The 13,708-nt window shown below is 69.0% G+C and carries 12 protein-coding genes; 2 read left to right on the plus strand and 10 right to left on the minus strand.

Annotated elements, in window-relative coordinates:
- Positions 1-40: 40 nt before the first annotated feature.
- The 4 genes from B0I29_RS33760 to B0I29_RS33775 form a co-directional block, all read right to left on the minus strand.
- On the minus strand, positions 41-1,024 hold the full coding sequence (locus B0I29_RS33760; protein ID WP_111653190.1) for an aldo/keto reductase: 984 nt from the start codon (positions 1,022-1,024) through the stop codon (positions 41-43).
- Between the two features lie 41 nt (positions 1,025-1,065).
- Complete coding sequence (locus tag B0I29_RS33765; RefSeq protein ID WP_245972957.1) at positions 1,066-1,944, minus strand: aldo/keto reductase; 879 nt, start codon at positions 1,942-1,944, stop codon at positions 1,066-1,068.
- Between the two features lie 178 nt (positions 1,945-2,122).
- Positions 2,123-3,178 carry a zinc-binding dehydrogenase gene (locus tag B0I29_RS33770; RefSeq protein ID WP_111653192.1) on the minus strand — a complete coding sequence of 352 codons (1,056 nt, stop codon included), beginning with the start codon at positions 3,176-3,178 and terminating at the stop codon, positions 2,123-2,125.
- Positions 3,178-4,557, minus strand: coding sequence for a DHA2 family efflux MFS transporter permease subunit (locus B0I29_RS33775; protein ID WP_111653193.1), 1,380 nt, complete (start codon positions 4,555-4,557; stop codon positions 3,178-3,180). The genes B0I29_RS33770 and B0I29_RS33775 overlap by 1 nt, the downstream gene beginning before the upstream one ends.
- A gap of 100 nt (positions 4,558-4,657) precedes the next feature.
- Here B0I29_RS33775 and B0I29_RS33780 point away from each other — a divergent pair, with 100 nt between their 5' ends.
- Together B0I29_RS33780 and B0I29_RS33785 are read left to right on the plus strand one after the other, a co-directional pair.
- A complete protein-coding gene (locus tag B0I29_RS33780) occupies positions 4,658-5,533 on the plus strand; it encodes a helix-turn-helix transcriptional regulator (protein WP_111653194.1) in 876 nt (291 codons plus the stop codon).
- Positions 5,491-6,744 carry an MFS transporter gene (locus tag B0I29_RS33785; RefSeq protein WP_220091492.1) on the plus strand — a complete coding sequence of 418 codons (1,254 nt, stop codon included), beginning with the start codon at positions 5,491-5,493 and terminating at the stop codon, positions 6,742-6,744. The genes B0I29_RS33780 and B0I29_RS33785 overlap by 43 nt, the downstream gene beginning before the upstream one ends.
- Positions 6,745-6,765: 21 nt before the next feature.
- On the opposite strand, the gene B0I29_RS33790 is transcribed toward B0I29_RS33785, so the two are convergent.
- From B0I29_RS33790 to B0I29_RS33815, 6 genes are all read right to left on the minus strand, one after another.
- On the minus strand, positions 6,766-7,641 hold the full coding sequence (locus B0I29_RS33790) for a helix-turn-helix transcriptional regulator (protein WP_111653195.1): 876 nt from the start codon (positions 7,639-7,641) through the stop codon (positions 6,766-6,768).
- A gap of 71 nt (positions 7,642-7,712) precedes the next feature.
- The gene (locus B0I29_RS33795) at positions 7,713-8,909 is read right to left on the minus strand and encodes an aldo/keto reductase (RefSeq protein WP_111653196.1); all 1,197 of its coding nucleotides are present in this window, start codon (positions 8,907-8,909) and stop codon (positions 7,713-7,715) included.
- A gap of 84 nt (positions 8,910-8,993) precedes the next feature.
- Entirely contained in the window at positions 8,994-10,268 is a 1,275-nt protein-coding gene (locus B0I29_RS33800) for an FAD-binding oxidoreductase (RefSeq protein WP_220091493.1), read from the minus strand.
- A gap of 103 nt (positions 10,269-10,371) precedes the next feature.
- Complete coding sequence (locus B0I29_RS33805) at positions 10,372-11,067, minus strand: flavodoxin (protein ID WP_111653197.1); 696 nt, start codon at positions 11,065-11,067, stop codon at positions 10,372-10,374.
- Positions 11,068-11,103: 36 nt separating this feature from the next.
- Positions 11,104-12,306: a metallophosphoesterase gene (locus B0I29_RS33810; RefSeq protein WP_111653198.1), complete on the minus strand. Its 1,203-nt coding sequence runs from the start codon at positions 12,304-12,306 to the stop codon at positions 11,104-11,106.
- A gap of 24 nt (positions 12,307-12,330) precedes the next feature.
- Positions 12,331-13,494 carry an aldo/keto reductase gene (locus B0I29_RS33815; RefSeq protein WP_111653199.1) on the minus strand — a complete coding sequence of 388 codons (1,164 nt, stop codon included), beginning with the start codon at positions 13,492-13,494 and terminating at the stop codon, positions 12,331-12,333.
- Positions 13,495-13,708 lie beyond the last annotated feature (214 nt).

Below are 13,708 nucleotides of genomic sequence, written 5' to 3' on the forward strand. Positions count from 1 at the left end.
GCGGGCGGCCGGTCCACCAGGACCGTCCGCCCGCGTGGGTTCAGCGTTCGATCATCTGCATCTGTTCGTCGGTGTGGTGGCCGCCCTCGGCCACCGGCAGCGCGTCGAGGGTGGCGATCTGCGCAGGTGTGAGAGTGACCGCGTCCGCCCCGGAGTTTTCCTCCACGCGGCTCACCCGCTTGGTGCCGGGAATGGGCACGATGTCGTCGCCCTTGGTCAGCAGCCAGGCCAGGCCCACCTGGGCGGGGGTGGCGCCGGCTTCGTCGGCGACGGCCTTCACCTCGTCGGCGATGCGTACGTTGCGCTGGAAGTTCTCGCCGATGAAGCGCGGGCTGGTCTTGCGGAAGTCGCTGTCGTCGAGGGCTTCGATGTCGGCCGGGGTGCGCAGCGCGCCGGTGAGGAAGCCTTTGCCGAGCGGCGAGTACGCCACCAGGCCGATGCCGAGCTCGCGCAGTACCGGCAGGATCTCCTCCTGGTCGCGGGTCCACAGTGAGTACTCCGACTGCAGCGCGGTGACCGGGTGCACGGCGTGCGCGCGGCGGACGGTGTCGATCCAGGCCTCGGAGAGCCCGATGTACCGGATCTTGCCCTGTTTCACCAGGTCGGCGAGGGCGCCCATGGTGTCCTCGATCGGGGTGCCCGGGTCGACGCGGTGCTGGTAGTACAGGTCGATGTGGTCGGTACCGAGACGTTTCAGTGACCCTTCGACGGCGGTGCGGATGTTGTCCGGGCTGCTGTCGACGTTCCACGGGCCGTCGCCGGCATGGGAGACGAGGCCGAACTTGGTGGCCAGGACGACCTGGTCGCGGCGGCCCTGTAACGCTTTGCCGACGAGCTCCTCGTTGATGTAGGGGCCGTAGATCTCCGCGGTGTCGATCAGGGTGACCCCGAGTTCGAGGGCACGGTGGATGGTGCGGATCGACTCGGCGTCATCACTGCCGGAGCCGGTGTATCCGTGGGACATCCCCATCGCGCCGAGTCCGATGCGGGAAACCTCGAGGTCGCCGAGTGTGGCCGTACGCATGATTGGTCCTCCGGTTTGGTGGTTTTCGCGTGGGAGACGGATCAGGCTTCGGGGATCGCCCGGCCGAACGTCTCCAGGGTGATGGCCTCGGGCTCGGGGCCGCCGCGCTTGCCGGTGTCCAGGCTGTCGATTGCGGCGAGCTGCTCGATGGTCAGGTCGAAGTCGAAGACGTCGAAGTTCTCGGCGATGCGTGCCGGCTTGGTCGACTTCGGGATGACCTGGCGGCCCTGCTGCAGGTGCCAGCGCAGCATCACCTGCGCCGGGCTCTTGCCGTGCGCGGTGGCGATCTCGCCGATCACCGGGTCCTGCAGGGTGCTGGTGTGCTCGCTGTCGCGGTAGAAGGTGATGCCGCCGATCGGCGACCACGCCTGGGTGAGGATGTTGTGCTTGGCACCGAGTTCCTGCACCTCACGCTGGGCGAAGTACGGGTGCACCTCGATCTGGTTGACCGCCGGCACCACGGTGGCCGTGTTGAGCAGGGCGGTGAGGTGCTCCACCATGAAGTTGCTGACCCCGATGGCCCGGACCTTGCCGTCTTTGAGGAGCGTCTCCAGGGCCCGGTACGCCTGCAGGGTCTTGTCGAAGTCCGACGGCAGGGCCTGGTGCAGGATCAGCAGGTCGAGCTGGTCGACGCCGAGCTTCGCGGTGCTCTTCTCGAAGCCGTGCAGCGTCTCGTCGTATCCGTAGTCGCTGATCCAGATCTTGGTCTCGATGAAGATCTCGGAGCGGTCGATGCCGGACTTGGCGATCGCCTCGCCCACTTCCCGCTCGTTGCCGTAAGCGGCGGCGGTGTCGATGTGCCGGTACCCGGTCGACAGGGCGGCCAGGACGGCGTCTCGGGTCTCGTCGGGCGGGGTCTGGAAGACCCCGAGGCCGATGGCCGGGATCGGGAGGCCATTGTTCAGAGTCAGGGTGTGCACGGCTTTTCCTCTCGCTGTGGAGAAATCACGGTCGGGGGAGCAATCAGATGGTGACCTTGTGCGCTTCATGCCCCACGACGGAGCCCTCTCCGGCTTCGGTCTTTGCCTTCGACTACCCGGTCACATGCCGGCAAACGTCGGGGCGCGGCGTCAGGCCCGGTGTGGTCGGTGCTGATGCTCACATCGCGCCCTGCACACCGGCGCCGACCCGGACGAGCGACTTGGTGGCGCGCCGTTCCAGCATCGCGGCGTACGCGTCGCCGATGCCGTCCAGATCGGTCTCGTAGTCCAGGACCAGGCCGGGATTGATCCGCCCGGCCAGGACGTCGTCGAGCAGTTCGGGGATGTAACGACGGGCCGGGGCGATCCCGCCGCGCAGGCCGACGTTGCGGAAGATGACGGTCTGCAACGGAACCAGCGAATCGTGCGGCACACCGACCGCGCCGACGACAGCGCCGACCCGGGCCACGCCGAACGCAGTCGCCATGGACTCGCCGGTGCCCACGCACTCCAGGGCGGCGTCGACGCCGATGCCCCCGGTCATCTCCATGATCAGTTTGATGGCGTCGTCGCCGCGTTCGGTGAGCACGTCGGTCGCCCCGAACTCACGCGCGAGGGCCTGCCGGACCGGGTTGCGGCTCAACGAGATGATCCGCTCGGCACCGAGTCGCTTGGCGGCGATCACCCCGCACAGCCCGACCGCGCCGTCCCCGACGACCGCGACGGTGTCACCAGGCTTGACTCCGGCACTGACAGCGGCGTGGTGGCCGGTGCACATCACGTCGGAGAGTGCCACCAGGGATTTCATCACCGCGTCGGAGTGGCCGCTGCCGGGCACCTTGACCAGAGTCGCGTCGGCGAACGGCACGCGGACGTACTCGCCCTGGCCACCGTCGACGCCGTGGTTGCCGAACGAGCCGCCGTTCAGGCAGTTCCCGGTCCATCCGGCGGCGCAGTTGGCACAGGTGCCGTCGCAGAAGGTGAACGGCGCGACGACCAGGTCTCCGGGTTTCAAGCCGGTGACGTCGGCGCCGGCCTGCTCGATCACGCCGATGAACTCGTGGCCGATCGGGCCCAGCGCATGCGGGTTGACGCCGCGGTAGTACCAGAGGTCGGAGCCGCAGACACAGCCGAGGGTGACGCGCACGATCGCGTCGCCGGGTGTCCGCAGCCGTGGGTCGGGGCGTTCGCCGACGGTGATGTCGCCGGGGCCGCCGTAGAGGGTGGCGCGCATTAGCTTTCCTTCCGAGTCAGGAGCGTGCTCGCCGCAGCGGTGAGTGCGATGAGGACGGCGGTGACGGTGAGGCTGATGTGCAGGCCGGACCGGAAGGTGGCCTGTCCGGCCACGACGGCGCCGAAGGCAGCGACGCCGAGCGAGCCGCCCATCTGGCGGAACGTGTTGAAGACGCCACTGGCGGTTCCGGCACGGTGTGACGGGACGCTGTCGAGGATCAGCGCGGTCGTCGGCGGCACGGTGAACGAACCACCGACTCCGACCGGCACCATGACGGTGGCGACCAGCCAGATCGGGGCGTCGACGGGCAGGAGCACCAGGCCGAGCAGCCCGGTGACCATCACCAGCTGACCGCCGATGATCGTCGCGGCGGCGCCGAACCGGTGGGCGGTGCGGGCCGCAAGGGGGTTGAAGAGCGCGACCAGGCCGGTCATCGGCAGGAACAACAGGCCGGTGAGCAGCGGTGACGCACCCCGTTGCTGCTGGAAGTAGAGGCTTTGCAAGAACACGACGCCGTAGAAGCCGACCATGTTGATGAATCCGACCGCGAGAGCGACGCTGACGGTCCGGGAGCGGAACAGGTCCAGCGGCACCATCGGGTGCCGGCCGCGGGCCTGGGCGATCAGGAACACCGCGGCGGCGCCGAGGGCGACCACGAACCCGGCGATGATCGCAGGGCTGGCGTACCCGAGTTCGCCGCCCTCGATGACCGCGAAGGTCAACCCGCCGAGCGCGAGCACCGCAGCGATCTGCCCGGTCACATCAAACGGCACGACGGTACGGGGTGAGTCCGCGGCGCGGCGTAGCACCAGCACCGCGGCCACACCGACCGGCAGGTTGAGGAAGAAGATCAGCCGCCAGTCGAGCTCGGCGAGCGCTCCACCGAGCACCGGACCGGCAGCCGCCGCGATCGATCCGCCCATGGCCCAGTAGGCGATCGCGCGGGCCCGGGCGGCGGGTTCCTGATAAGCGGCCCGGATCAGGGCCAGCGATGTCGGTGTGACCAGCGCGGCGCCGATGCCCTGCACCACGCGCGCCGCCACCAGCCAGCCCAGGCTCGGCGCGAATCCGCAGACCACGGAGGCCACCACGAAAACCATCATGCCGATTCCGTACGCACGACGCGCCCCGATCCGGTCGGAGAACGTCCCGGCGAACAGCAGCAGCGCGGAGAACATCAGCGTGTACCCGGTGACGACCCACTGCAGCCCGGACAGGGCGCCACCGAGGTCGGCGCTGATGTCGGGCAGCGCGACGTTGACGACCTGCGTGTCGAGGGTGACGACGGCGAAGCCGAGCATCGCCACCGCCAGTGATGCGCGGGGCCGCTGTGCCGGTGCTGTGCCCGCGGCGGCGGGGCTGGTGAGCGTGTCGAACATGGTTTCAGCAAACCCTCAGCGACGGCTGGTAGGGAGGCACGGTTCTAAGGGGTACCGGCAGGGACCCCCTCCTGCCGGATGGAATGCCTAACCTGGGTTCATGGACAACCGCGAAGAGGTACGGGCGTTCCTCACCTCCCGCCGGGCGAAGGTCAGCCCGGAGCAGGCCGGGATCCCCGCGTACGGCAGCCGCCGTGTCTCCGGGCTGCGCCGCGGTGAGGTCGCCGCCCTCGCCGGGGTCAGCGTCGAGTACTACACCCGGATGGAACGCGGCAACCTCGCCGGAGCCTCCGACAGCGTCCTGGAAGCCATCGCCCGTGCGCTGCGGCTCGACGACACCGAGACCACGCACCTGCACCACCTCGCCCGCGCATCCGGGCCTACGCCGGCCCGCGCCCGGGTCCGCCGCGACAAGGTGCCCGGGATCCGCCCGGCCGTGCGCCGGGTGCTCGACTCGATGACCGGGGTGCCCGCGTTCCTGCGCAACCACCGGTTCGACATCCTGGCCGCGAACCCGCTGGGTCTGGCGCTGTACGCGCCGATGTTCACCGCCGGCACGGCAGGGCCGGTGAACTCGATGCGGTTCAGTTTCCTGAACCCGCACGCCCAGGCGTTCTATCCGGACTGGGCTCAGGTCGCCCAGTCGGCCGTCGCCGCGCTGCGCATCGCCGCCGCGCAGAACCCCGACGATCAGCAGCTGATCAACCTGATCGGTGAGCTGTCGATGCGCAGCGTGCCGTTCCGCGGCTGGTGGGCCTCACAGGACGTCTACGTGCACCGGCACGGCACGAAGCGGTTCCGGCACCCGGCCATCGGTGAACTGGAGCTGACCTACGAGGGGTTCGCGATGGCCGGCGACGAGGAACTGACCCTCCTGACCTATTCCGCCGAGGCGGGCACCCCGTCCGGCGACGGCCTGGAACTGCTGGCCACGTGGGCGGCAACCCAGGCCGGCGTCACGATCCCGGCGACCTGAGCGCACACCTGCGCCGGCTGCTCGTCCCGTCCGCCGCGCTGCTGTGGGGCCTCCAGTTCGCCCTGCTCAACCCGGTGCTGGCGGTGCTGCTCGTCGGCGTCTTCGACGCCACCGCGGCTCAGGTCGGCGGCGCGCTCGCGGTCTACAACGCCAGCGGCTTCGCCGCTTCGCTCCTGCTTCCCGGGTACGCCGACCGGCGGCAGGAGTACGTGCGTCCGATGCTCGCCTGCGCGATCCTCACCCTGGCGCTGGCCGGTGCGCTGGCGCTGACCACGTCGTTGCCGGTCGCGGTATGTGCTCTAGTGGTGCTCGGCGGGCCCGCAGGCGTCGGCACCTCGTTGCTGTTCGCGCACCTCAAGCACAGCGGGGCCGCCGCCGGCGAGGTGGTGCGTACCCGGGCCGTCGTCTCGGTCGCCTGGGTGGCCGGGCCACCGCTGGCCGCCTTTGTCCTCACCGGATCCGGGCCCCGGGCGGTCCTGGTGCTGCTCGCGGCGGTCGCCGTTCTCACCATCGCCGCGACGACAGCGATGCTCCGCACCGACGGGCCGCCGCCGGCACCCGAGGTCGGCGGGGACGATCGGACGCAGGTCTCCCGCGGCCGGGTTGCCACGATCATGGTCGTCTTCGTCGCTCTGCAGGCCACCAACGGCGCGGTCGTCTCGATCATGACGTTGTTCGTCACCGACCGGATGCGGCTCGACGTGGCGTGGGCCGGCATCGCGCTGGGCGCCGCCGCGGCTCTGGAGATCCCCGCGCTGCTGATCATCGGACGGCTGAGCAGCCGGATTCCGGCGTTGCGGCTCATCGCGTCCGGCTGTCTGGCCGGCATCGTCTATTACCTCGCCATGGCGTACGCCCAGGGCCCGGTGACGCTGCTCGGGCTGCAGGTACTCAACGCCTGGTTCTTCGCCGCGATAGCGGGCGTCGGCTTGACCCTGTTCCAGGACATCGTCGCCCGCCCGGGCCTTGCCTCCGGCCTGTACGTCAACACTCGCCGGATCGGCGCGATCGTCGCCGGAGCGATCATCAGTGCCGGCTCCGCCACCAGCCTCGGATACAGCGGCGTCTTTCTCACCTGCGCAGCGATCGCGGCCGGCGCGCTGCTCATCCTCGGCGCGGTGAGCCGGGCGTCCGTCGCCGAACAGCGAAACGACCCGGCCACCCGGGCGCCCAACGGGATTCAGGCCGCGCGCCCGCAGGGGTTCAGCTGAGGCGGAAGGCAGCGCGGGTTCCTAGCCGTCAGCATGGTCGAGTTCAGTGGGCTGCTCGCCCTGGGCCGCTGCCCAGCCGGCGAGCAGCCGCAGGCCGTCGGCTGAGGCGCTGCCCGGCTCGGCGCCGTAGACGACCAGTGCCTGGTCGTCGTCGGCGGCCGGCGTCAGCACCTCGAAGGTCAGCTCGAGCGGGCCTGCCACGGGGTGGTTCACGCGTTTGGTGCCGGTGGTGTGTGCGCGCACGTCGTGCCGCGCCCAGCGGGTGCGAAACGGGCCGCTGCGCGTGCTCAACTCCCCCACCAACGCGGTCAAGGCCTTGTCATACGGATGCCGGGCGGCCTGCACGTGCAGCAGGGCCACACTGTCGTCGGCGACCCGCTCCCAGTCGGTCCAGAACTGCCCGGATCGGGGATCGAGGAACACGAAGCGAGCATGGTTGGGGGTCTCGGCACGCTCGTACAGCGGGGCGAACAAGGCCCGGCCGAGGGTGTTGGCAGCCACCAGGTCCGAGCGTCCGTTGAGCACGAATCCGGGTGCGCCGTGGAGCGCGTCGAGCATGCGCTGCAGGTTCGGGCGTACCCCATGGTGGTTTTTCGGACGCCGGTGGCGGGCCGCCGGGCCGTTGTTGCGAGCGAGTTCGGCCAGGTGGGCGCGTTCGACGTCGTCGAGGCGCAACGCCCGGGCGACAGCGTTGAGAACGCTGTCGGAGACTCCGGTGAGGTTGCCGCGTTCCAAGCGGGTGTAGTACTCGATGCTGACGCCGGCAAGCCTGGCCACCTCGGAGCGCCGCAGCCCGGGAACCCGGCGGATACCGTCCGCCGGCAGGTCCACCGCCTGCGGGGTGATCCGCGCCCGGCGGGAGACCATGAAATCCCGGATCTCGCTGCGATTGTCCACGAATCCCAGGCTAGGGAGCCGGCGAGGCAGGAGGGGGCCCCTGTCATTACCCCCCTCCCGCCTGCTGACGATCAGGGCATCGGCGCCTCGACGCCGGTGCCGGCCAGAACCTGAGCCGGAAGCCGCTCCCCCGCGATGGTGATGGCGTTCAGGGCAGTGGTGAACTCCTGCAGCTCGTCACCGGCGAAGGTGACCTCTTCGGCACCGATGTTCTCCAACAGGTGCAGGGTCCGGGTGGCGCTCGGGATCGGCACGATCCACGGCTTCTGCGCCTGCAGCCAGGCCAGCGACAGCTGTGCCGGGGTGACGCCCTTGCGCACACCCCAGTCCTGCAGCAGCTGCACCACGGCCATGTTGGACGTCATGTTCTCGCGGGAGAACTGCGGCACACCGGTCCGGAAATCGCCCTGGGTGAACCGGGTGTAGGGGTTGATGGCGCCGGTGGTGAACCCGTACGACAACGGCGCCCACGGCACGAATCCGATCCCGAGTTCCTCGCACAACGGCAGGACCTGCTTCTCCGGGTCACGGGCGAGGAGGTTGTACTGGTTCTGGATCGCGGTCAGTGGCTGCACCGCGTGGGCCCGGCGGATCGTCTGCAGGCCCGGCTCGGACAGACCCCAGTGCCGGACCTTCCCCGCGGTGATCAGTTCCTTGACCGCTCCGGCGACGTCCTCGATCGGCACCGACGGGTCGACGCGGTGCTGGTAGAGCAGGTCGATGTGGTCGGTGCGCAGGCGCTGCAGCATGCCGTCGACGGACTGCTTGATGTGCTCGGGCCGGCTGTTGATGCCGCCGCGCTCGCCGGTGTCCGGGTTGACCTCGAAGCCGAATTTCGTGGCGATCACGACCTGGTCGCGGACGGCCTCCAGCGCCTCCCCGACGATGCGTTCGGATTCCAGCGGCCCGTAGACCTCGGCGGTGTCGAAGAGGGTGACGCCCTGGTCGACGGCGGTGCGGATGATCGTGATCATGTCAGCGCGGCTGCTGACCGGCCCGTAGAGGGCTCCCGGCATGGTCTGGCAGCCGAGGCCGAGGCTGGACACCTCCAGCTCGCCGAGCCGGCGACGGCTCGACAGCGTGACCGCCGCGGTGGCGGTGCCCCCGCCCGCGCCGCCTGCTGCGGGCGAGGCACTGCGGTCGGCCGCTGACGCCTGTTCGTCGGAGGAGCAGCCTGCCATCCCGGCGATCAGCGGGGTCGCGGCGAGTCCGGCACTACCCAGCAGGAAACGGCGACGACTGTTGTTGTTCGACATTGAATGCGCCATCTTTTAATCCAATCCGTTTTCCGGGCCGTCAGGGAGTCACTGCTGAAAGGAGTAAGAGCAGTGACCCTTCAGCAGGTTTAGAAATCACATCGTCAGTCTTTCCTGATGAATGCGTCGCGATGAGACACCGATTCGCCGGAGCAGCCGCTGGTTCGCCAGAACGGCGGGATTGGGGCCGACGATGAAGAAGGCCCCGTTGCTGACCGCCGCTGCCGGGAGCAGGTCGGTGAGGTCACCGCGCCGGAACCGTCCTACCTGGGTGGTCACCCGCATGCGGCCACCCGAGGACTCCTGGTACCGGGCGAGGACGTCGCGGTAGTACGCGTCCTGCTGGTCGCGCACCGCCCAGAGCACGTGGATCTCGCGGGTCGTGTGGTGGGCGGCCGCCAAGCTCAGCAGCGGTGCGACACCCGCGCCCATCCCGAGGAACACCAGGGGTGCGTTCGCGTCCTGTTTCCGGACAATCGATTCGAAGCGGCCGAACGGCCCTTCCAGCCGTACCCGGGTCCCCGGGGCGACGCCGGTGAGGCTGCCGGTGAAATCGCCGTGCTGCCGGATCGTGAAGCTCAAGGTCTTCTGATCGTCGTCGGTCACCGAGAACGGATGCCATTCCCGGCGTACGGCGGGCGTGCCCTCGAAGCGCAGGAAGAAGAAGTCGCCGGGCCGGATGCCGACGCTGGGGTGATCGAGATCCATCGACAGTCGACGCGTCGATGCGCCGCGTGCCTCGTTGCTGACCACCGTCGCCGTCAGGTAGGTGTCCGGGGCGATCCACTTCTTCCACGCGTAGATGCTCAGGACCGCGACCGTGTACAGGTCGAGCAGCATCATGAACGCGAAGTACTGGTTCACCCGCACCAACAGGTGCGCGTGGAGCCAGATCATCGCGACGATCACCAGGTTCAGCCGGTGCACCCATACCGACAGCTGGTGGCGGAACACCCTCTCCAGCAGCCGTTTGGCGGTCAGCAGCAGCCGTACCCGGTCGACCAGCCAGCCGCTGAGGAAGAACACCGAGAAACAGAACACGCCGACGGCGGCGTAGAAACTCCAGTCGCCCAGCAGGATCGCCAGCCGGCTGCCCGAGTACGAGTTGTCCCGGTGCACGTAGGCCAGCACGATCGCGAAGATTCCGAGCATGCCGTGCAACCCGTAGATCGACGGCAGCCCGACCAGACGCTCCAGCCACGGCGGCCGGACGCTGAGCAGGATCGCCAGCAGCCACCAGGCATAAGCGGTGAATCCCAGGGTGATGTAGAACCGCAGTTGCTCGGGTTCGCGCGCCAGCGCGTCATAGGTCAACACCAGCGGCAGCGGGAACATGAACGCCACCGACCAGAACAGCAGTTTGCGCAGCACCTCTACATCGCTCTCTGAATCGCATGCTGCAGGTTGACGTAGGCCAGTGCCGCCAGCACCGCCACCGCGACGGTGACCAGCACGATCGCTTTCACCCTGGCGGTCATGCGGCGCCGAGGCTGTCGAGCCAGGTGCCGACCTCGTCCGGGGCACTGTCCATGTCGTCGCGCGAGATCGTGAACGCGTTGCCGGAGACCGTCGACTTGGCGAGCTTCTCGGCGATTCTCTCGACCGTCCCGGACAGCCGGCTGCCGCCGTGCGTGGTGAACGGGATGATCGTCTTCCCGTTGAAGTCGTGTCCTTCCAGGAACGTGTAGAGCGGCATCGGCAGGTCGTACCAGTAGATCGGGTAGCCGACGAACACCGTGTCGTAGTCGCCGAGATTCGGGATCAGGGCCTTGAGCTCGGGCCGGGTGCCGGATTCCTGCTCCTGCAGCGCCTGCTTCTCCAGGACACCGAAGTCGAGCGGAAGGGGCTGCGCCGTCTCGATCCGGAACAGCTCGGCACCGGTACGGGCCCCGATGAGCTGCGCGACGTACTGCGTGTTGCCGAGAACCTTGCCATCGACGACGTGCGTGCTGTTCTCCTCGTCGGAGTTCATCCCGTCCGGGTTGTCGGTCAGCGGCAACGAGAAGTACGCGACCAGGGTGCGCGCACCGTCCAGCGGCCGGCCGAGCGCCTCCCCAGACCCGGCCGCGTCGCCGCCCAGTCCGGGAATCCGGGAGCAACCGGCGAGGCCGGCGCCGGCCGCCGCGAGTGTGGTGAGGGCAAGAAGATCTCTGCGGGTGATAGCTGCCATCAAGGTCTCCTGCTGTCGATCTGTGGAAAAGGGGGTTCAGCTCTGCAGCGAGGCGAGCTCCACGACGGTGATGTCCGAGGGCGCGCCGACGCGCACCGGCGGCCCCCAGACACCGGCGCCGCGGCTGACGTAGAGCTGGGTGTCGTCGTATCGCTCCAGGCCGGCCACGGTGGGGTTGGCCAGACCGGCAAGCAGCGGCCCTGGCCAGAGCTGGCCGCCGTGGGTGTGCCCGGACAACTGCAGGTCGACGCCGTGTGCCACGGCCTCGTCGATGACGACGGGCTGATGAGCGAGCAGCACCGCCGCGCGGCTGCGGTCACGATCGCCGAGTGCCCTGCCGAAATCGGGGCCCTGGCCGCTCTGCTCACCCAGCACGTCGTTCACACCGGCAAGATCAAAACCCGGCATTTCAGTACGCGTGTTCTCCAGCGGAACCAGACCGAGCTCACGAACCTTGGTGATCCACTCGGCAGGGTCGTTGAAGTACTCGTGGTTGCCGGTGACGAAGAAGCTGCCGTTACGGGCACGCAGACCACGCAGCGGCTCGACCGCATCACTGAGGTCGGCGACGCTGCCGTCGACCAGGTCACCGACGACCGCGATCAGGTCCGGCTGGGTGCTGTTGATGGTGTCGACGACCCGCTGGGAGAAGCGGCGGCCGAGCAGCGGGCCGAGGTGGATGTCGCTGACCACCGCGATCCGGAAGCCGTGTGCGCTGCGCGGCAGCTTGGCCAGCGGGATGGTCAGCCGCTTGATCTGCGGTCCGCGCATGACGCCATAGGTGCCGTACCCGACGGTGCCGGCGGCGGCCACTGCGGCGGCGCCGCCCACCACCCGGGAGACGAAAACCCTTCGAGACACGATCACAGGCGATTCGGTACGGGGTTCCGGCGCCGCCGGGGCGTCGGCAGGGGTGTCGCGCCGGGCCAGCCAGCGCGACAGCAGCGGCCGGACCAGCTCGCCCACGGCCAGGGCGAACAACAGGTACAGGAACAGCGCCAGCCACATGAACCCGGGCCAGTCGACCGCCCCTTCCCAGGCGAACGGAATACCCGGCATGTCGTCGCGGACCGCGGCCAGCCCTAGAACCGGCCCGGCCACGAACACGGCGGTGCCGATGCGGCGTGGCACGGAACGGCGCGTGGTCGTGTCGCGGATCAGCCGCCGCCACGCGTACCAATGCAGGGCCGCGAATGCGGCCAGGAAGACGACCGCGATCACCAGGAAGAGGACGATCATGTGGAGCGGATCTCCTATGAGAGGTCAGGGCAGTGGGGCTTCGACGCCGGACAGGGCGAGAACCGGCGCCGGCAGCCGCTCGCCCCGGATCGGGATCGCGTCCAGCGCGGTGGTGAACTCGCGCAGCTCGTCGGCGGTGAAGGCGAACTCCTCGGTGCCGATGTTCTCCAGCAGGTGCGCGGTCCGGGTCGCGCTCGGGATCGGCACGATCCACGGCTTCTGGGCCTGCAGCCAGGCCAGCGACAGCTGTCCGGGCGTCGCGCCCTTGCGCACGGCCCATTGTGAGAGCAGCTGCACCACCGCCATGTTGGCGGCCATGTTCTCCGCCGAGTGCCGCGGCACCCACGCCCGGAAGTCACCCTCGGTGAAGCGGGTGTACGGGTTGATCGTGCCGGTGGTGAAGCCGTACGACAGCGGCGCCCAGCAGACGAACCCGATGCCGAGCTCCTCGCAGAGCGACAGGATCTGCTGCTCAGGGCCGCGCCACAGCAGGTTGTACTCGTTCTGGATCGCGGTCAGCGGCTGCACGGCGTGAGCGCGGCGTACCGTCTGCGGGCCCGGCTCGGACAATCCCCAGTGCCGGACCTTGCCGGCCCTGATCAGGTCTTTGATCGCGCCGGCGACGTACTCGATCGGCACGGCCGGGTCGACGCGGTGCTGATACAGCAGGTCGATGTGGTCGGTGCGCAGCCGCTTCAGCATCCCGTCGACGGCCCGCTTGATGTGCGCGGGCCGGCTGTTGAGGCCGGGCAGCTGCTCGCCGGTGTCCGGGTCGATGTTCCAGCCGAACTTCGACGCGATCACCACGTCGTCGCGGACCTTGCGCAGCGCGTCACCGACAATGCGCTCGGACTCGAACGGCCCGTACGCCTCGGCGGTGTCGAAGAACGTGACGCCCTGGTCGACAGCGGTCCGAATGATCTTGACCATGTCGGCGCGGCTGCTGACCGGCCCATACAACGCGCCCGGCATGGTCTGGCAGCCCAGCCCGATGCTGGAAACCTTGAGGTTGCCCAGCCGGCGGCGGCTGGTCAGCGTGGTGGCGGTGCGCGCCGGAGCACCGTTGCCGGCGGGCCGGCCGGATGCCTGCGCGGCTGCGGCGGGGCCGGCCAGGGACGCCACCGCAGGAGCCGCCGCTACGGCGGCCGCCCCTGCCAGGAACCGGCGCCGGCTGCTGTTGTCTGACATTGAGCACCTTCTCGTTGTCGCGACGGGACGAATGCGGTGCCCATGCAACACGCGATGGCGGCGATCAGGGAGTCCCTGCGGAAAGGGGTAAAAGCAGCAACCCCATGATTTCGACGAATTTCGCTTGGTTTTCAGCGCGACCTGATAAGGGATGCTCCGCTAATCCAGCAAGTATCCAGGGAATCGGTACCCGAACGTATCGCTATTCTGGGTT

This window comes from Actinoplanes lutulentus, from assembly GCF_003259845.1.
Taxonomy (GTDB): domain Bacteria; phylum Actinomycetota; class Actinomycetes; order Mycobacteriales; family Micromonosporaceae; genus Actinoplanes; species Actinoplanes lutulentus.

Excerpts from the sequence above, each read along its gene's own strand:
- B0I29_RS33760 (WP_111653190.1), bottom strand. The coding sequence starts at position 1,024 with ATGCGTACGGCCACACTCGGCGACCTCGAGGTTTCCCGCATCGGACTC.
- B0I29_RS33770 (WP_111653192.1), bottom strand. The coding sequence starts at position 3,178 with ATGCGCGCCACCCTCTACGGCGGCCCCGGCGACATCACCGTCGGCGAA.
- B0I29_RS33775 (WP_111653193.1), bottom strand. The coding sequence starts at position 4,557 with ATGTTCGACACGCTCACCAGCCCCGCCGCCGCGGGCACAGCACCGGCA.
- B0I29_RS33780 (WP_111653194.1), top strand. The coding sequence starts at position 4,658 with ATGGACAACCGCGAAGAGGTACGGGCGTTCCTCACCTCCCGCCGGGCG.
- B0I29_RS33795 (WP_111653196.1), bottom strand. The coding sequence starts at position 8,909 with ATGGCGCATTCAATGTCGAACAACAACAGTCGTCGCCGTTTCCTGCTG.
- B0I29_RS33805 (WP_111653197.1), bottom strand. The coding sequence starts at position 11,067 with ATGGCAGCTATCACCCGCAGAGATCTTCTTGCCCTCACCACACTCGCG.
- B0I29_RS33810 (WP_111653198.1), bottom strand. The coding sequence starts at position 12,306 with ATGATCGTCCTCTTCCTGGTGATCGCGGTCGTCTTCCTGGCCGCATTC.
- B0I29_RS33815 (WP_111653199.1), bottom strand. The coding sequence starts at position 13,494 with ATGTCAGACAACAGCAGCCGGCGCCGGTTCCTGGCAGGGGCGGCCGCC.